Source organism: Streptomyces sp. NPDC050703, assembly GCF_040654435.1.
In the GTDB taxonomy this organism is placed as follows: domain Bacteria; phylum Actinomycetota; class Actinomycetes; order Streptomycetales; family Streptomycetaceae; genus Streptomyces.
In genome coordinates, this window is record NZ_JBFAHX010000061.1 from 17,825 (window position 1) to 35,362 (window position 17,538).

The 17,538-nt window shown below is 72.0% G+C and carries 16 protein-coding genes; 7 read left to right on the forward strand and 9 right to left on the reverse strand.

Annotated elements, in window-relative coordinates; genetic code table 11:
* Positions 1 to 5 precede the first annotated feature (5 nt).
* Both hemB and AB0I16_RS33095 read left to right on the forward strand, forming a co-directional pair.
* Complete coding sequence (hemB, locus tag AB0I16_RS33090) at positions 6 to 995, forward strand: porphobilinogen synthase (RefSeq protein ID WP_363253367.1); 990 nt, start codon at positions 6 to 8, stop codon at positions 993 to 995.
* Positions 996 to 1,076: 81 nt separating this feature from the next.
* Positions 1,077 to 2,057, forward strand: coding sequence for a zinc-binding dehydrogenase (locus AB0I16_RS33095; RefSeq protein ID WP_363253369.1), 981 nt, complete (start codon positions 1,077 to 1,079; stop codon positions 2,055 to 2,057).
* 16 nt (positions 2,058 to 2,073) lie between these two features.
* Here the strand turns inward: AB0I16_RS33095 and AB0I16_RS33100 are convergent, their stop codons facing one another.
* Positions 2,074 to 2,958 (reverse strand): NAD(P)-binding domain-containing protein, encoded by an 885-nt coding sequence (locus AB0I16_RS33100; protein WP_363253370.1) that lies wholly within the window; start codon positions 2,956 to 2,958, stop codon positions 2,074 to 2,076.
* Between the two features lie 237 nt (positions 2,959 to 3,195).
* Positions 3,196 to 3,726, reverse strand: a complete 531-nt coding sequence (locus AB0I16_RS33105) for a DUF4232 domain-containing protein (protein WP_363253371.1) — start codon at positions 3,724 to 3,726, stop codon at positions 3,196 to 3,198.
* A gap of 204 nt (positions 3,727 to 3,930) precedes the next feature.
* On the opposite strand from AB0I16_RS33105, the gene AB0I16_RS33110 reads away from it, so the two are divergent.
* Positions 3,931 to 5,370, forward strand: coding sequence for a helix-turn-helix transcriptional regulator (locus AB0I16_RS33110; RefSeq protein WP_363253372.1), 1,440 nt, complete (start codon positions 3,931 to 3,933; stop codon positions 5,368 to 5,370).
* A 118-nt stretch (positions 5,371 to 5,488) separates the two neighbouring features.
* Positions 5,489 to 6,706, forward strand: coding sequence for a PLP-dependent aminotransferase family protein (locus AB0I16_RS33115; RefSeq protein WP_363253373.1), 1,218 nt, complete (start codon positions 5,489 to 5,491; stop codon positions 6,704 to 6,706).
* On the opposite strand, the gene argS is transcribed toward AB0I16_RS33115, so the two are convergent.
* Positions 6,684 to 8,444, reverse strand: a complete 1,761-nt coding sequence (argS, locus tag AB0I16_RS33120; protein ID WP_363253374.1) for an arginine--tRNA ligase — start codon at positions 8,442 to 8,444, stop codon at positions 6,684 to 6,686. The two genes, AB0I16_RS33115 and argS, sit on opposite strands and share 23 nt — an antisense overlap.
* A 197-nt stretch (positions 8,445 to 8,641) precedes the next feature.
* On the opposite strand from argS, the gene lysS reads away from it, so the two are divergent.
* The gene (gene lysS / locus AB0I16_RS33125) at positions 8,642 to 10,426 is read left to right on the forward strand and encodes a lysine--tRNA ligase (RefSeq protein WP_363253375.1); all 1,785 of its coding nucleotides are present in this window, start codon (positions 8,642 to 8,644) and stop codon (positions 10,424 to 10,426) included.
* A 95-nt stretch (positions 10,427 to 10,521) separates the two neighbouring features.
* Positions 10,522 to 10,725 carry a hypothetical protein gene (locus tag AB0I16_RS33130; RefSeq protein WP_363253376.1) on the forward strand — a complete coding sequence of 68 codons (204 nt, stop codon included), beginning with the start codon at positions 10,522 to 10,524 and terminating at the stop codon, positions 10,723 to 10,725.
* 25 nt (positions 10,726 to 10,750) lie between these two features.
* Here AB0I16_RS33130 and AB0I16_RS33135 read toward each other — a convergent pair whose 3' ends face one another.
* From AB0I16_RS33135 to AB0I16_RS33145, 3 genes are all read right to left on the reverse strand, one after another.
* Positions 10,751 to 12,007 carry a DUF2637 domain-containing protein gene (locus AB0I16_RS33135; protein ID WP_363253377.1) on the reverse strand — a complete coding sequence of 419 codons (1,257 nt, stop codon included), beginning with the start codon at positions 12,005 to 12,007 and terminating at the stop codon, positions 10,751 to 10,753.
* 188 nt (positions 12,008 to 12,195) lie between these two features.
* Positions 12,196 to 13,131 (reverse strand): DUF3558 domain-containing protein, encoded by a 936-nt coding sequence (locus AB0I16_RS33140; protein WP_363253378.1) that lies wholly within the window; start codon positions 13,129 to 13,131, stop codon positions 12,196 to 12,198.
* Positions 13,132 to 13,275: 144 nt separating this feature from the next.
* The gene (locus AB0I16_RS33145) at positions 13,276 to 14,226 is read right to left on the reverse strand and encodes a DUF3558 domain-containing protein (protein ID WP_363253379.1); all 951 of its coding nucleotides are present in this window, start codon (positions 14,224 to 14,226) and stop codon (positions 13,276 to 13,278) included.
* Between the two features lie 173 nt (positions 14,227 to 14,399).
* On the opposite strand from AB0I16_RS33145, the gene AB0I16_RS33150 reads away from it, so the two are divergent.
* Positions 14,400 to 15,593, forward strand: a complete 1,194-nt coding sequence (locus AB0I16_RS33150) for an RtcB family protein (protein WP_363253380.1) — start codon at positions 14,400 to 14,402, stop codon at positions 15,591 to 15,593.
* A gap of 19 nt (positions 15,594 to 15,612) precedes the next feature.
* Here the strand turns inward: AB0I16_RS33150 and AB0I16_RS33155 are convergent, their stop codons facing one another.
* From AB0I16_RS33155 to AB0I16_RS33165, 3 genes are all read right to left on the reverse strand, one after another.
* Positions 15,613 to 15,822 (reverse strand): hypothetical protein, encoded by a 210-nt coding sequence (locus AB0I16_RS33155; protein WP_363253384.1) that lies wholly within the window; start codon positions 15,820 to 15,822, stop codon positions 15,613 to 15,615.
* Between the two features lie 2 nt (positions 15,823 to 15,824).
* Positions 15,825 to 16,589 carry an SDR family NAD(P)-dependent oxidoreductase gene (locus AB0I16_RS33160; RefSeq protein ID WP_363253381.1) on the reverse strand — a complete coding sequence of 255 codons (765 nt, stop codon included), beginning with the start codon at positions 16,587 to 16,589 and terminating at the stop codon, positions 15,825 to 15,827.
* Positions 16,590 to 16,672: 83 nt separating this feature from the next.
* Positions 16,673 to 17,008 (reverse strand): YnfA family protein, encoded by a 336-nt coding sequence (locus AB0I16_RS33165; RefSeq protein ID WP_363253382.1) that lies wholly within the window; start codon positions 17,006 to 17,008, stop codon positions 16,673 to 16,675.
* Positions 17,009 to 17,538: the final 530 nt, after the last annotated feature.

Here is a 17,538-nt window from a genome sequence, read left to right on the forward strand (position 1 = left end):
AGTCAGTGACGAAGTACGGGTCCTTCCCCGGGTCGCGGCCCAGGCGGCTGCGGACGACTCCGGCCATGCGGCGCATGGTCGCGGAGACGCGCCTGCACCCGGCCGACCTGATCCTCCCCGCCTTCGTGCGGGAGGGCATCAGCACTCCGGTGGAGATCGGGGCCATGCCCGGCGTCCTCCAGCACACCCGCGACACGCTCAAGAAGGCGGCCGTCGAGGCCGTGGAGGCCGGCGTTGCCGGGATCATGCTCTTCGGTGTGCCCGAGGACGCCAAGAAGGACGCCGCGGGAACGGTCGGCACCGACGCCGACGGCATCCTCCAGGTGGCGCTGCGCGACGTCAGGGCCGAGGTCGGCGACGACCTCATCGTCATGTCCGACCTGTGCCTCGACGAGTTCACCGACCACGGGCACTGCGGTGTGCTCGACGCCGAGGGCCGCGTGGACAACGACGCGACCCTGGAGCGGTACGCGGAGATGGCGCAGGTCCAGGCGGACGCGGGCGCCCACGTGGTGGCCCCCAGCGGCATGATGGACGGCCAGGTCGGCGTCATCCGCGACGCCCTCGACCAGGTGGGCCACGAGGACGTCTCGATCCTCGCCTACACCGTGAAGTACTCCTCCGCCTTCTACGGCCCCTTCCGCGAGGCCGTCGGCTCCTCCCTCCAGGGCGACCGCAAGACCTACCAGCAGGACCCGGCCAACGCCCGGGAGGCCCTGCGGGAGCTGGCGCTCGACCTGGAGGAGGGCGCCGACATGGTGATGGTCAAGCCGGCCGGACCCTACCTCGACATCCTCGCGAAGGTCGCCGACGCGGTCGACGTGCCGGTGGCCGCGTACCAGATCAGCGGCGAGTACGCGATGGTCGAGGCCGCCGCCGAGCGGGGCTGGATCGACCGCGACAGGGCGATCATGGAGTCCCTCACGGGCATCAAGCGCGCGGGCGCGAACATGATCCTCACCTACTGGGCGACCGAGGTGGCGAGGCGGCTCTAGCCCGGCCGACGGCGGTCCTTGACCTCGACCGAGGTTGAGGTCGCAGGCTGGTGTGCGTCGAAGCAATCCGAGGAGGATGCCGTGCACGCCGTCGTTCTGCATGAGTTCGGGCCCGCCGAGAACCTGACGTACGAGACCTGGCCGGACCCCGTCGCGGGGCCCGGCCAGGTCCGTATCGCCGTACGGGCCGCCGGGGCGCACCTCGTCGAGACCGTGATGCGGACCGGTGACACGTCCGACAAGGCGCCGCCTCCGCCGGAGCTGCCCGCCGTGTTCGGCGGCGAGGTCGCCGGTGTCGTCGACGCGGTCGGCCCCGGCGTCGACCCCTCCTGGCTCGGCCGCTCCGTGGTCACCGCGCACGGTGCGCCCGGCGGCTACGCCGAGCTGGCGGTCGCCGGCGTGGACGGCCTCCACCCCGTGCCGGCCGGCCTCGGCTTCGAGGACGCCGTGACGATGGTGATGACCGGCGCCACCACCATGGGCCTGCTCGGTGTGGCCCGGCTGGGCCCCGAGGACGTGGTCCTCGTGACCTCCGCCGCCGGTGGCATCGGCCGGCTCGTCGTCCAGTACGCGCACGCCCTCGGCGCGACGGTCGTCGGGGCGGCGGGCGGCCCCGCCAAGGTGGCGGCGGTACGGGACCTCGGGGCCGATGTCGCCGTGGACTACGACCGCCCCGGCTGGCAGGAGACGGTGCGCGAACGCCTCGGCGGCGGCCGTCCCGTCACGGCCGTCCTGGACGGCGTCGGCGGCGACAAGGCCGCGGCGGCCTTCGACCTGCTCGCCGCCGGCGGCCGGTACGTCGTCATCGGCTGGTCCTCGCAGGAGGCCTTCGAGCCGGCCCCCGGAGTCCTCGCCGAGCGCGGCGTCGCCCACGTCAACGCACTGCTCGAACTCCTCGCCCGCCCCGAGGACGGTCCCGCACGGGAGGCGGCGGCCCTGGAGGCCGCGGCCAAGCGGGAACTGGTGCCCTTCTGGCAGGCGTTCCCGCTGGCGGAGGCGGCGCGGGCGCACACGGAGATGGAACGCAGGAGGACGACGGGCAAGGTGGTCCTGATCCCCTGAGCGTGCCGCCCGAAGCTCAGCCCTTCTCCAGGAACGTGACCAGGCGGGAGAGACCGTCGGCGCCGTGCCCCGCCTCGACCGCCCGGTCCAGGAGCCCCTGGAGAGGCCGGAGGAGTTCACCGCTGACGCCGGCCTCCTCGTACGCGGCAAGGAAGTTGGGCAGCGCCGCCTGGTTGACGGCCAGGGAGGACACGTCCGTCAGGTGCTGCCCGGAGTCGAGCGCCTCGGCCATGCCGGGCACCAGACCCTCGGTCATCGCGCCGACCCAGCCCTTGAGCAGCGGCGCGAACTCCCGGGCGGGGACGCCCGCGCTGCCGACCAGGGCGTAGGCCTGGACGACGCCCATCACCATGCCGTACATCCCCGTGAGCAGGGACAGGTCGTACAGCGCGGCGGCGCCCGGGTCGTCACCGACCCACTTGGTGCCCGCGAGCGCGGCGAGCGTGGGGCGGTGTGTCTCGTACGCCTTCTCGTCGGTGCCGCTGCAGAGGATGTACGCGGCGGGCGTGGCGATCATCTGCGGCACGGCCATGATGCCGCCGTCGATGTACGAGACCCCCTGCTCGGCGGCCCAGCGCGCCAGCTCCCGCGCCTGCTCGGGGGTGCCGTTGGTGAGGTTCACGACCGTCCGGCCCGCGAGGGCCCCGGCCTCCGGCGCGAGCAGCGCGCGTACGTCGTCGTTGGTCGTCAGGCAGACGATCACGAGCGGCGCGGCCCCGATGGCGTCCCCCACGGTGTCGGCGGGGGTCGCGCCCTGCGCCGCGAGGGGGCCGGTCTTGGACGCGGTGCGGTTCCACACGGTGGTGGGATGCCCGGCCTTCAGGAGCGCGGCAGCGAGGGCACTGCCCATGAGGCCGAGGCCGAGGACGGATACGGGGGCGGTGGCACTGGTAGTGGGCATGGGGGCTCCTTGGGGGGCGTTCCCGGGCTTCTGGGTACGCCTCTGATCCTTGTGGGGCCCTGCGGACGGGACAAGTACTGACTAATTTGTGCGTACTTACCTGCGGGTCAGTGAGGTCGGTGATGGCGGAGCCCGGGCGGGGGCTCCTGCTCGTGGCCGCGCCCCGCGACGGGTGGAGCGTCACAGAGCGCGGCTCCGGCAAGGCGGTGTGGTGTCAGTGGACGGTGGAAGGCGCCGTCACCACACCAGGGCGTCGGCGGCCGACGTCTGCCAGTAGGTGACGTACGCGGAGCTGTCCACGTACACGCCACCCTCGGGGAGCTTCGGCGAGGCCGGGGCGCCCACGCTGCCGTTCGTCGCGCTGTTGGAGAAGTGGACCTCAAGCTCCTCGGCCTGGTGTCCCTCGGAGCCCTCGGGGGAGGAGTTGCCGATGGCCGCGTAGGCGGTCTGGCCCGGCTTGAGGGAGACGACGGACTGGGGCTTGCTCGCCTCCAGCCACGGCGTGGCGGACTGGCCCTGGTCGAAGCGCAGGTACGGGGCGCCGTACGCGTTGCAGGTCTTCGTACCCGTGTTCTTGGCCGCCACGAGCAGGTGGTTGATCGGGCGGTCGACCTGCTGCACGGTGACCTTCGTGTTGGCGGCGGTGCAGGTGACGGAGGTCGACTTGGCGGCCGGCGTCGCGGCCGATGCGGTGCCTCCGAGCGCGGTGAGCGAGAGGGCGGCGGTGACGGCGGTGAGGGTGGCGGCGGCCTTGGTGCTGATGCGCATGGCTGGTCTCTTTCGATGTGATGGGAGCTACGTGTGCCGCGCCGAGAGGTGCTCGGTCACGGCGTGCTTGTATGGCCCACAGCTTGTGCCGCGTTCCGTCCCAGGGGCCATGGTGAGACGGCGTTCTGGGACGCTGGGACGTTCGTACGGCTGTGAACTGCGGAAACGCCGTTCCTTGGAACGGGTGGATGGGATGGGGAGAGCGTGGGGGCGGGCGATCTCGCGGAGTTGCTCCGGGAGCTGAAGGAGAGGTCGGGGCTCAGTTACGGGGTGCTGGCCAAGCGGTTGCACATGTCGACGTCGACGCTGCACCGGTATGTGCAGGGCGCGGCCGTACCGACGGAGTTCGCTCCGCTGGAGCGGCTCGCCCGGGTGTGCGGGGCCTCGCGGGAGGAAATGGTCGAGGTCCACCGGAGGTGGATTCTGGCCGACGCGTCGCGCGGTGACCGGAAGGAGGAGGACCGGCCGTCCGCTCCCGCCGCCGCGGAGCCCGATGCCGGCGTGACCGCCGGTGGTGCGGTGCCGGCCGACGGCGATCGGGCCCCGGCCCCCGGCGGTGACGGCGGCCCCGACGGCGACGGCTCCGACGACGGCGGCCCCGGCGTCGTCATCGGTCCGGCCACGACGGTGGTGGAGCGGCGTCCGGGGCGGCGGCTGCCCCGGGCGCGTGTGCTCGTGGCCGCCGGGGTCGTCGTCGCGCTCGGTGCCACCGCCGTGGCCGTGCAGGCCGCTTCGGGCGGTGGCGGCGGTCCGCGTGAGCGGGCGTCGGCCGGTTCGCCGAGCGCGCGCGGCGGCGAGGGCGAGTGGGGGCAGGGAGCCACCGGTTCCGCCTCGCCCTCGGCGAAGGAGTCCCGCAAGGCGTCCGGCAAGGAGAAGCCGGGCAAGGACGCCACGGGCTCCGCGGAGCCGGACGGCAAGGGGGAGAAGAGCCCGGGCGGGTCCCGCGCGTCCGGCGGCGGTGACGGCGGCAAGGGCGGCGGCAAGGGCGGCGGCAGCGCGGCCCGGGGCGGGGTCCCGGTGACCGTCTCCACCCAGGCCCAGTACTGGCAGGACCCCTGCGGACACCCCTATCTGGTGAACAAGGAGCCCGGCACTCTCTCGCCGCCGCCCAACGAGCAGGACGCCGCCGGCTGGGTGACCGCGAACGGCGGGGTCTCCGCCAGGGACCAGACGGTGAAGCTGACCGTGCAGGGCACGGGCGAGGAGACCGTGGTCCTGGAGTCCCTGAACGTCCGCGTCGCCGGCACCAGCGCGCCGCTCGCGTGGAACAACTACAAGATGGGGTATCTCGGCGTCGGCTGCGGGGGCAACGTGCCCAAGCACTCCTTCGCCGTCAACCTGGACGCGGCGGTGCCCCGGCCGACGCCGCAGCAGGGGGACAGCGGTTTCCCGTACAAGGTGAGCGCGAGCGACCCGGAGGCGTTCTACATCAACGCGACCGCCCACTCGCGCTACGTGCGCTGGTACCTGGAACTGGAGTGGTCCAGCGGCACCCGGCGCGGCACGGTGCGCATCGACGACACGGGCAAGCCGTTCGCCACGAGCGGTGACAAGGGCCGCCCGGTGTACGGGTATTCGCTCGACACCAAGAAGTGGACGAAGACGAACCGGGACGACAGCCAGGTGCAGGAGCCGGCGGCCTAGGAGCCGGTGGCCCAGGCCGTCGGCCGGGGCGGGGCGTGCCGCGTACGTCCGCATCCCGGAACGCTCCCGGTACGCGGCACCCGGATGATTACGCTGCCGCGAAACGAAGGAGCCGCTGATGACCCTCACCGCCGCACCCGTCCCCGCGCTGGCGGGCCGCGCCACCGCCGTCGGCGGTTCTCCCGTACGGGACATCCTCGCGGTCACCGCGCGGCCCGAGGTCATCAACTTCGCGGGCGGGCTGCCCGCGCCCGAGCTGTTCGACTCGGCGGCGGTGGCCGACGCGTTCCAGGCGGTCCTGACGGGGACGCCGGGGACGGCCCTGCAGTACTCCACCACGGAGGGCGAGCCCGCTCTCCGTACCGCGATAGCCGAGCGGACGGCGGCGCGCGGGCTGCCCACCGGGGCGGACGACATCCTCGTCACCACCGGTTCGCAGCAGGCGCTCTCGCTGCTCGCGACGGTGCTCGTCGAGCCCGGGGACACCGTCCTCGTCGAGAACCCCTGCTACCTGGCGGCGCTCCAGGCGTTCTCCTTCGCGGGGGCGCGCGTCGTCGCGGTGCCCGGTGACGACGAGGGGCTCGACCCGGCCGCGCTCGACGAACTCGTCGCCGCGCACCGGCCGAAGCTGCTCTACACCGTCCCCACCTTCCAGAACCCGACGGGCCGCACGCTGCCCGCGGGGCGGCGCGCGGAGGTCGCTGCCGTGGCCGCGCGGCGCGGCCTGTGGATCGTCGAGGACGACCCGTACGGGGAGCTGCGGTTCGAGGGCGAGCGGGTGCCGTGGACCGCCACGTACCCCGGGGCCGAGGACCGCACGGTGCTGCTCGGCAGCTTCTCCAAGGTCATGGCGCCCGGCCTGCGGCTCGGCTGGCTGCGGGGGCCCGCGGCGCTCCTGCGGGCCTGCGTCGTCGCCAAGCAGGCCGCCGACCTGCACACACCCACCGTCAACCAGCTCGCCGTGGCGCGGTACCTGGCCGACAACGACCTCGACGCCCACGTCGCCCGCGTCGCCGCGGTGTACGGCGAACGCAGGGACGCCATGCTCGCGGGCCTGCCGTCCGCCCTGCCCGAGGGGTCGGTGTGGAGCCGTCCCGAGGGCGGCATGTTCCTCTGGGCCCGCCTGCCGGGCGCCGTGGACACCACGGAGCTGCTGCGGAAGGTCATCACGTACGACGTGGCGTACGTCCCCGGCGCCCCCTTCTACGCGGACACCCCGGACCGGACGACCCTCCGCCTGTGCTTCGTCACCCAGACCCCACAGGAGATCACGGAGGGCCTGCGCCGCCTCGGGGACGCGCTGGTGCGCGAGGTCAGAGGCGCTCGGGCGTCCTGATGCCCAGGAGGGCCATGCCCTTGTGCAGGGTGCTCGCCGTGATGGCGCAGAGGAACAGGCGGTTCTCCATCCGGGCCGGGGTGTCCGCCTTCAGGACCGGGCACTTGTCGTAGAACGTCGTGTACAGCGAGGCGAGCTGGTAGAGGTACGCGGCCAGCTTGTGCGGGGCGTACTCCGCCGTCGCGTCCGCGACCAGGGCGCCGAAGCCGTCCAGGTGCAGGCCGAGCGTCCGCTCCGCCGGGGCGAGTTCCAGCTCCGGGTGCGCGACGGGGCGGGCGGTGTCGCCGGCCTTGCGCAGGATCGACTGGATACGGGCGTACGCGTACTGGAGGTAGACCGACGTGTCGCCGTTCAGCGACACCATCTGGTCGAGGTCGAACTTGTAGTCGCGGTTCGCCGACGTCGACAGGTCCGCGTACTTCACGGCGCCGATGCCGACCTGGAAGGCCCGCTCCTGGATCTCCTCGTCGGTGAGGTCCCGCGCCTTCTCCCGCACGACCTCGGCGGCACGCTGCACCGCCTCGTCGAGGAGGTCCTCCAGGCGCACCGTCTCGCCCTCACGCGTCTTGAACGGCTTGCCGTCCGCGCCGAGCACCGTGCCGTAGCCCATGTTGTGGGCCGTGACGCCGTCGTTCAGCCAGCCCATCCGGCGGGCCGCCTCGAAGACCATCTTGAAGTGCAGCGACTGCCGCACGTCCACCACGTACAGCAGGGTGGTGGCGTGCAGGTCGACGACCCTGTCGCGGATCGCCGAGAGGTCGGAGGCCGCGTACCCGAAGCCGCCGTCCGCCTTCTGGACGATCAGCGGGACCGGCTGGTCGTCCTTGCCCTTGATGTCGTCGAAGAACACGACGAGCGCGCCCTCGGAGCGGACCGCGACGCCCGACTCCTCAAGGAGCCGCGCCGTCTCCGCCATCATGTCGTTGTACGCCGACTCGCCGACGATCTCCTCGTCGCGGACCTCCATGTCCAGCTTCTCGAAGACCGAGTAGAAGTAGACCTTCGACTCGTCGACGAAGCGCTGCCACAGGTCGAGCGTCTCCTTGTCGCCGGACTGGAGGGCGACGACCCGCTTGCGGGCCCGCTCCTTGAACTCCTCGTCCGCGTCGAAGACGGCGCGCGAGGCCTTGTAGATCCGGTTCAGGTTCGACATGGCCTGCTCGCCGTCGACCTCGTCGGCCGGGGCCAGCTCGCCCGGGTTCTCGATCAGGTACTGGATGAGCATGCCGAACTGGGTGCCCCAGTCGCCGATGTGGTGGCGGCCGATCGTCTTCTCGCCGGTGAAGTCCAGCATGTGCCGCAGCGCGTCACCGATGACGGCGGAGCGCAGGTGGCCGACGTGCATCTCCTTCGCCACGTTCGGCTGGGCGTAGTCGATGACCGTCGTGCCCGCGTCGGGGTTCAGCGGCACGCCGAGCCGGTCGCCGTCGGCCGCCCGCGCCGCGAGGTTCCTGGTGATCGCCTCGTCGGTGACCGTGATGTTCAGGAAGCCGGGCCCGGAGACCTCGATGTCCTTGATCAGCTCGGGGGCGGTGATGCCGGAGACGACCTGCGCGGCCAGCTCCCGCGGGTTGCCCTTGAGCTTCTTGGCGAGCGCCAGGATGCCGTTGGCCTGGAAGTCCGCCCGGTCGCTGCGTCGCAGCAGCGGGTCCGCGACGCCGGCTTCCGGCAGTGCAGCCGTAAGGGCGTCCGCGAGGCGCTGGTGGACGGATGCGGTGAGGGACGTGACCGGGGCCATGAGCTTCCGTTCTCGCTAGGTTCCGCCGAATGAGGTCCGGCTGGGCTCTGCAAATTGAGGTGCGTCGGAGCGCGTGTCAAGTGTCCCATGAGGACGGACACCGGTTCCCCTCGTTAAACACGGGCCCCGGACCGGGTCGCTCCGTCTGGGACAATGGCCTACGCCAGCTTCCAAGAACCCCGAGGAAACAAGAGGACGTGCCGATCGTGGCAGCTCAGAGCACCGATACCACCGACTGGGTCTCCCGCTACGCGGACGAGGTCATCGCCGAGTCGGAGCGTCGTGTCCCGGGCGGGAAACACGATGGCGCTGCCGCGCCGGTGGTCGTCGTCGCCTCCGGGCTCTCCCCCTCCGGCCCGATCCACCTCGGCAACCTCCGCGAGGTCATGACCCCGCACCTGGTCGCCGACGAGATCCGCCGCCGCGGGTACCAGGTCCGCCACCTGATCTCCTGGGACGACTACGACCGGTACCGCAAGGTCCCGGCCGGTGTCCCCGGCATCGACGAGTCGTGGGCCGAGCACATCGGCAAGCCGCTGACGTCCGTGCCCGCCCCGGCGGGCTCGGCGTACCCGAACTGGGCCGAGCACTTCAAGGCCGCGATGGCCGACGCGCTCACCGAACTCGGCGTCGAGTACGACCCGATCAGCCAGACCGAGCAGTACACCTCGGGCGCCTACCGCGAGCAGATCCTGCACGCGATGAAGCACCGCGCCGACATCGACGCGATCCTCGACCAGTACCGCACCAAGAAGGACCCCGCCAAGGCAGGCAAGGGCAAGCAGCAGCAGAAGCCCGTCGACGAGGCCGAGCTGGAGGCCGCCGAGGGATCGGGCGCGGCCGGCGAGGACGACGGCAGCGGCGGTTCGGGCGGGTACTACCCGTACAAGCCGTACTGCGGCCGGTGCGAGAAGGACCTGACCACGGTCGTCTCGTACGACGACGAGTCCACCGAGCTGGTCTACACCTGCACGGCGTGCGGCTTCGGCGAGACCGTCAGGCTCAGCGAGTTCAACCGCGGCAAGCTGGTCTGGAAGGTCGACTGGCCCATGCGCTGGGCGTACGAGGGCGTCGTCTTCGAGCCGAGCGGCGTGGACCACTCGTCCCCCGGCTCGTCGTTCGTCGTCGGCGGCCAGATCGTGCGGCAGATCTTCGACGGCGTACAGCCCATCGGCCCCATGTACGCCTTCGTCGGCATCTCCGGCATGGCGAAGATGTCCTCCTCCAAGGGCGGCGTGCCGACCCCGGCCGACGCCCTGAAGATCATGGAGGCGCCGCTCCTGCGCTGGCTGTACGCGCGCCGCAAGCCCAACCAGTCCTTCAAGATCGCCTTCGACCAGGAGATCCAGCGGCTCTACGACGAGTGGGACAAGCTGGAGGCCAAGGTCGCCGAGGGATCGGCGCTGCCCGCCGACGCCTCCGCCCACTCCAGGGCGGTGCGCACCGCCGCGGGCGAGCTGCCGCGCACCCCGCGCCCGCTGCCGTACCGCACGCTGGCCTCGGTCGCCGACATCACCGCGGGCGCCGAGGACCAGACGCTGCGCATCCTGCGCGACCTGGACCCGTCGGACCCGATCACGTCCCTGGACGAGGCCAGGCCGCGGCTGGACCGCGCCGAGAACTGGATCACCACCCAGGTCCCGGCCGAGGCCCGCACCATCGTGCGCGCCGAGCCCGACACCGAGCTGCTCGCCTCCCTGGACGACGAGGCCCGCGAATCGCTGCGGCTGCTCCTCGACGGCCTCGACGAGCACTGGTCCCTCGACGGGCTCACGCACCTGGTGTACGGCGTCCCGAAGGTCCGCGCGGGCTTCTCCGCCGACGCCACGGCCAAGGAGCTGCCGCCGGAGATCAAGGTCGCCCAGCGCACGTTCTTCGCGTTGCTCTACCGGCTCCTCGTGACCCGGGAGACGGGCCCGCGCCTGCCCACGCTGCTGCTCGCCGTGGGCGCGGAGCGGGTCAGGAAGCTGCTCTCCGCCTAGCGGCGGGGATTGCACCTTTCGGATGACACGGCCTGCCCCGGACCTCGGTCCGGGGCAGGATGCCCCGGCCCCCGGCCGTCCGTGATCATCGACGCATGAGAGAAATCATCGCCATCGTCGGATGGGTCGTCGGCATCCAGGGTGCGCTCGGCACCGCGGGGCGCCTCTTCGGGGACGGCCCGTGGGGCCTGCTCCACCAGTGGTGGGACATTCCCACACCGCTCTACGTGGCCCTGTTCGTGGCCGGCGCCGCGCTCGCGGTCTACGGCGAGACGGGCAAGAAGCGGGCGCGCGCCTGACCAGGCCGCCGCGCCTGACCCGGTCCTACGCGATGTGGTCTTCCATCAGCTCGTCGTTGAGGCGGGCCGTGAACTGGTCCATGTAGGCGTTCAGTTCCCGGGGCGGCAGCCGCAGACCGTACGCGGCCTCGACGTTCGCGTGGAACGCCCCCGGCGTCGGCATGCCCTCGCCCGCTATCGACTGCCGGAAGACCAGGTAGAGGTCCTCGACGGTGGGCACGGTCTGCGGGGCGGCCTCCTGCGGCTGCGGCTGCGACTGCGGCTGCGGTTCCGGCATCGGCATCGGCTCGGGCCGCGGTTCCGGCATCGGCGCGGGCAGCGGCTGCGGGTGCTCGGCCGCCGGGTCGTACGTGGGGTCGTAGCCGCCCTCGTACGGCACCTCCTGGGGAGGCTTGCCCGCGAACCACGGGCTCGGCGCGGCCTTCTCCGCCTCGGCGGGGGCCTGCTGCTCGGGTGCCGGGACGTGCTCGGCGGCGGCGGGCGCCGGATCGGGCCCGGGGGCCGGTGCCGGTGCCGGGGGCAGCTCCGCCGCGGGGGTCTGGGCGGCCGGGGCGGTGACCTCCTGGGGGCGGGGTGCCGCGGGGGCCGGGGGCAGCAGCGCCGGTTCGATGCCGGCGGCGGCCAGGCCCGCGGGGGCGGTCTCGGCCAGGGGGACGCCGTAGCGGGCCAGGCGCAGCGGCATCAGGGACTCCACCGGGGCCTTGCGGCGCCAGCCGCGGCCGAAGCGGGAGCGGAGCCGGGCCTGGTAGACGAGCCGCTCCTGCTCCAGCTTGATCACCTGGTCGTAGGAGCGCAGCTCCCACAGCTTCATGCGGCGCCACAGCAGGAACGTCGGCCCCGGCGACAGCAGCCACCGGGTGAGCCGCACGCCCTCCATGTGCTTGTCGGCGGTGATGTCCGCGATCCGCCCGATGGCGTGCCGCGCGGCCTCGACCGCGACGACGAACAGCACGGGGATCACCGCGTGCATGCCGGTGCCGAGCGGGTCGGGCCAGGCCGCCGCGCCGTTGAAGGCGATCGTCGCCGCGGTGAGCAGCCAGGCGGTCTGGCGCAGCAGCGGGAAGGGGATGCGAATCCAGGTCAGCAGGAGGTCCAGGGCCAGCAGGACGCAGATGCCCGCGTCGATGCCGATGGGGAAGACCACCGAGAAGCTGCCGAAGCCCTTCTTCTCGGCGAGTTCGCGCACCGCCGCGTACGACCCCGCGAAGCCGATCCCGGCGATGACGACCGCACCGGCGACGACCACTCCGATGAGTATCCGGTGCATGCGTGTCAGCTGCATCGCGGCCACCCGCGAACCCCTCCCTGTTCGGCCTCCGCCGGCTTTACTGCGAGCCTGTGTCGGCTTGTTGCGAGCCACAGCCTGGCACACGTGTGCGCGTGGACCACGGGCCGGTACGCCCGGAGCCCGGCCCCTCGGGGCCGGGCTCCGTCAAACGGCTTGCTCATGCGGTGAATTGGGCCCCGGCGTCAGGACTTGGTCTTGGTGGCGCCGGACTTCGAGCGGTCCGACTTGGCCTCGTCCGACGTGGAGTCGCCGGACTTCTTGCCGCCGTCGTCCGCCGCGGCCTCGTCCTTCTCGGCGTCCTCGCCCTTCGGGGCGTCGTCCTTCTTGGACTCGTCCGCCTTCGGGCCACCGCTCGGGGCGGTGGCCTTGCCGCCGCCCTCGTTGGCGGAGACGACGGAGGCCGCCGCCTCCTTCGCGGCCTTCTCGGCGGCCTTGGAGAGGGCGCCGGTGTCCGGGGTCGTGTCGCCGGCGAGGCCCGCGCCGTTGTAGTCGACCGTGACGACCGCGTTCTCGACGCGTGCCACGACCGTCTGCTGCTTGAAGGTGTCCTTGTCCTTCTTCAGGTCGTAGCGCACGAGCGTCGCCTGGTCGCCGACGCCCTGCAGCGGCTCCTCCTTGACGCTCTTGGCGTCCTTGGTCGCCCGGGCGTCCGCCACCTGCTTGGCGAAGTTCTCCTGCGCGCGCTTGGCGCCGCTGCCGAGCGAGGCGTCCGAGTCGAAGCGCAGCAGCGAGACACGCAGCCAGCGGAACTGCGAACCGTCCACGCCCTTGTTCTCCAGGCTGTCCCAGGAGCAGCTGCCGCGCACGGCCGTGTCGTTGGACGTACCGGCCTTGCCGGTCTTGTCCTTCGCCTTCGGGACCAGGTCCGCGAGCGACTTCTCGGACAGGACCTCGCAGGGCTCGGGGAGCTTGCCGTACGCGGCCTTCTCGACGCCGGCCGTCTTCTTCCCGCCCTTGGCCGGCGCGGTGGTCTTGGCGCCCGAGTCCTTCTTGGCCTCGTCGGAGCCGGAGCCCGAGTCGGACGAGCAGCCGGAGGCGACGAGGATCACCGGTACGGCGGCCGCGCAGACGAGGAGGCGGCTGCGGAGCTGTCGCTTTCGCTGTGCAGGTCGGTGCATGGTTCCTTCACTCAGTTCGTCTCGTGACGTCCGGTTCGTCTCGTGACGTCGTCGGGGTCCGAGGGGCCACGGTACGCGCATGGGACGGGAGTCGGTTCTGCTCCGGGGGGTCAGTGGCCCCTTCGGCGCGGGTCGGGCCGTCGCCTACTCGTCGAACTTCGACACCAGGCTGTCGGCCAGTTCTTCCGCCTTGTCCTGCATTTCCTTGCTGTCGGGGACGTCCGTGCGCCGGCCGGGCTGCTCGTCGTACTCGATGGTCACGATGACGTTCGACGTGCGGAACACCACAGTCACGGTGCGGTGACGGGTGGCCGAGGCGGCGGTGGTGAGGGCGTCGTCGAGGAACGCCTCGTCGCCGAGGTCGTCGAGGACGCGGGGTTCGAGACCGGCGGGCGGGGTGGCGGGCCCGGTGGTGGAGCCGTCGTCCTCCTCGTCCTTCCCGGCGCCATCGGCCCCGTCCTTGTCACCGTTCTTCCCGCCGTCCTTGCCGCTGTCCTTGTCCGTGCCCTTGTTCTTGTCCCCGTCGGCGGCCTTGTCGGCCTCGCCCTCGCCCTCACCCTCGGCGCCGTCGCCGTCACCGTCGCCGGAGGGGGTCGCGGGGGTGCCGGACTCCTCGGTGGCGCTGCTCCCGGGGTCCGTGGCGGGGGCCTCGGGCAGGTCGGCGGCCTCCAGCTTCTTCGCGTACAGCTCCGCGGCGCGGTCGTCGTCGCTGACGGCGCCGTCGTAGGAGACGACGCGCTCGAAGTCGACGAGGAGGTGGTGGGAGGCGCCGGACGACTCGACCTTCCAGCGGCAGCCCACGCGGCGGTCGGTGTCGTACGTGACCGTGGGCGTCCCCTCGTACGCCTTCTCGCGCTGCTCCTCGTCCTCCATCTCCTCGATGCCGGGCAGCATGGCGTCGAGGGTGCCCTGCTCGACCTCGCCGCAGGGCTCGGGGAGCGTCTGGTACTTGCCGGGCTCGGCCGGGGCGTTCGTACTGCCGGTGTCGCCCGGCTTGGAGTCGCCGGAGTCGTCGAGGCCGGAGCCACCGGTGCAGCCGGCGAGCACGGCCGCGAGGAGCGCGGCGACACCGGGTACGTAGACCTTCCGCTGCACCGTGATGGCCCCTCTCGTCGCTGGATATTCGGTTGCCGCTCGTGGGCGACCGGTGGACACAATGTCTATCGCACGCGCTGCCGTGGATGCCGTTCCGTCACCCCTTTCATCGACTTTGGCTCCGGTATTTGCGCTTCTAGGCTTGTAGTTGATTACGGGGGAATGAGGACGATATGTCGTACGCGGAAGTAGCCGGTGCGAAGGTGCCCATCCGGATGTGGGCCGACCCGGCGTCGGTCGAGGAATCGGCGATGCGGCAGCTCCAGAACGTCGCGACGCTGCCCTGGATCAAGGGGCTCGCGGTCATGCCGGACGTCCACTTCGGCAAGGGCGCCACGGTCGGCTCGGTGATCGCCATGCGCGGCGCGGTCTGCCCGGCGGCGGTCGGCGTCGACATCGGCTGCGGCATGTCGGCGGTGAAGACCTCCCTGACGGCGAACGACCTGCCGGGGGACCTGTCCCGCCTGCGGTCCAAGATCGAGCAGGCGATCCCGGTGGGCCGGGGGATGCACGACGACCCGGTGGCGCCCGGCCGGATACACGGCATGGCCACGTCCGGCTGGGACGACTTCTGGGGCCGCTTCGACGGGGTCGCGGAAGCGGTCAGGTTCCGTCAGGAGCGTGCCGTGAAGCAGATGGGGACGCTCGGCGGGGGAAACCACTTCATCGAGTTCTGCCTCGACGAGTCGGGCGCGGTCTGGCTGATGCTCCACTCCGGTTCGCGGAACGTGGGCAAGGAGCTGGCCGACCACCACATCGGCGTGGCCCAGAAGCTCCCGCACAACCAGAACCTGGTCGACCGCGACCTGGCGGTCTTCGTCTCGGACACCCCGCAGATGGCGGCGTACCGGAACGACCTGTTCTGGGCGCAGGAGTACGCGCAGTACAACCGCGCGCTGATGATGGGGCTCTTCAAGGACGTCGTCCGCAAGGAGTTCAAGAAGGCGAAGGTGGCCTTCGAACCGGTGATCTCCTGCCACCACAACTACGTGGCGGAGGAGCGGTACGACGGCATGGACCTGCTCGTCACGCGGAAGGGCGCCATCCGGGCGGGCGGCGGCGACCTCGGGATCATCCCCGGCTCCATGGGCACCGGCTCGTACATCGTCAGGGGCCTCGGCAACGAGGCGTCCTTCAACTCCGCCTCGCACGGCGCGGGGCGGCGCATGAGCCGGGGCGCCGCGAAGCGCCGCTTCTCGACGCGGGACCTGGAGGAGCAGACGCGGGGCGTCGAGTGCCGCAAGGACTCGGGTGTCGTGGACGAGATCCCGGCCGCCTACAAGCCGATCGAGCAGGTCATCGACCAGCAGCGCGACCTCGTCGAGGTGGTGGCGAAACTGAAGCAGGTCATCTGTGTGAAGGGCTGAGCCGCCCTCGCCGCGCGGGCTACTTCGAGTGCGAGACGGCGTAGATCATGACGAACGCGACGATGTGGATGCCGAAGAGGAAGTACGCGAGGTACCACCACACCATGCGCTCGTTCTTCTTCTCCTCGGCGAGGCGGCGGCTCTCGTACTCGTGCGTCAGGCGTTCGAGCGGGTCCGCGGAGTGCGGGGAGAAGGCGGGCCTGCCCGGGTCGTCGCCGGGGAGCGTCATCGTCACGACTCCCGGTGGACCTTCGTGTTGGACGCCTGGGCGCGCGGGCGCACGACCAGGAGGTCGATGTTGACGTGCGGCGGGCGCGTGACCGCCCACGTGATCGTGTCGGCCACGTCGTCGGCGGTGAGCGGCTCGGCCACGCCGGCGTAGACCTTCGCGGCCTTCTCGGCGTCCCCGCCGAAGCGGGTCAGCGCGAACTCCTCCGTCTTCACCATGCCGGGCGCGATCTCGATGACGCGGACCGGGGTGCCGACGATCTCCAGGCGCAGGGTCTCGGCGAGGACGTGCTCGGCGTGCTTGGCGGCGACGTAGCCACCGCCTCCCTCGTACGTGCCGTGGCCCGCCGTCGACGAGAGCACGACGACCGTGCCGTCGCCGCTCGCGGTGAGCGCGGGGAGCAGGGCCTGGGTGACGTTCAGCGTGCCGAGGACGTTCGTCTCGTACATCCGGCGCCAGTCGTCCGGGTCGCCCTTGGCGACGGTGTCCGCGCCGAGGGCGCCGCCCGCGTTGTTCACCAGGACCGCGATCTTCTTGAACGCCGTGGCGAAGGCGTCCACCGCCGCGCGGTCCGTGACGTCGAGCGCGTACGCCATGGCCTCGTGCCCGGCCTCGGTCAGCTCGGCGGCGAGGGCCTCGATGCGGTCCTTGCGGCGGGCGGTGAGGACGACGCGGTAGCCGGCGGCGGCCAGGCCGCGCGCGGTGGCGGCGCCGATGCCGCTGCTCGCGCCGGTGACGATCGCGATGCGGTTGGCTGCGGCGGGCATGGGCGCTCCTCGGGCTCGGCGGGCGTTCGTCTCGGGCCGGCGGTGTCGAAGCCGCCGGTCCGCAGTCAGGATATGCGGGCGGTTCAGCGGCCTCGCGGCGCGTACATGATCACGGCCATGCCCACGAGGCAGATCAGGGCGCCGGTGACGTCCCAGCGGTCGGGGCGGTAGCCGTCGGCGGCCATGCCCCAGGCGAGGGAGCCCGCCACGAAGACACCGCCGTACGCGGCGAGGATGCGGCCGAACTCCGCGTCCGGCTGGAGGGTGGCGACGAAGCCGTAGACGCCGAGGGCGATGACGCCGGCGCCGATCCAGGCCCAGCCCCTGTGCTCGCGCACGCCTTGCCAGACGAGCCAGGCACCGCCGATCTCGAAGGCGGCGGCCAGGACGAAGAGGGCGGCGGAACGGACGATCACCATGGCCCCAGGGTGGCACGCCACCCGACCCGCCCCCGCGCCCCCGGCCACCCGTCCGGCCGAAGGCAGCCGCCTTTCCCGGCACCGCCGTCGCCCTCACCTGGCGGGGGTCCTCGGTGTCCCGGCGGCACCACGTGGCCCGCGCGCTCCGGGCCGAGGAGGTTCCGGCACCGCACGCCGCCGTGGCCAGGGCCGCAGCCGTCGGCCGGCCCGTCTCGGCTCCGGGGAGGGCGCGGTCGTGCGGCGGCTCGCCGGTGCCGTGGAGGAGCCCGGGCCGACGGCCCGCGAGGCGGGTGTCTCCGGGACGCCCCGCGCCCGTCCCCAACCACACTGCCCCCACCCCCTGCCCCCCGGGGAATAGCTCACCCCGCACCCCTGTTTCGCAGGTATAGTTGAACCGTCAACAACCTGTGAAGGGTGAGTCGCCATGTCGGCCATGCAGTTCGGAATCTTCAGCGTCGGTGACGTGACCGTCGACCCGACCACCGGCCGGGCGCCGACCGAGGCCGAGCGGATCAAGGCCATGGTCGCCA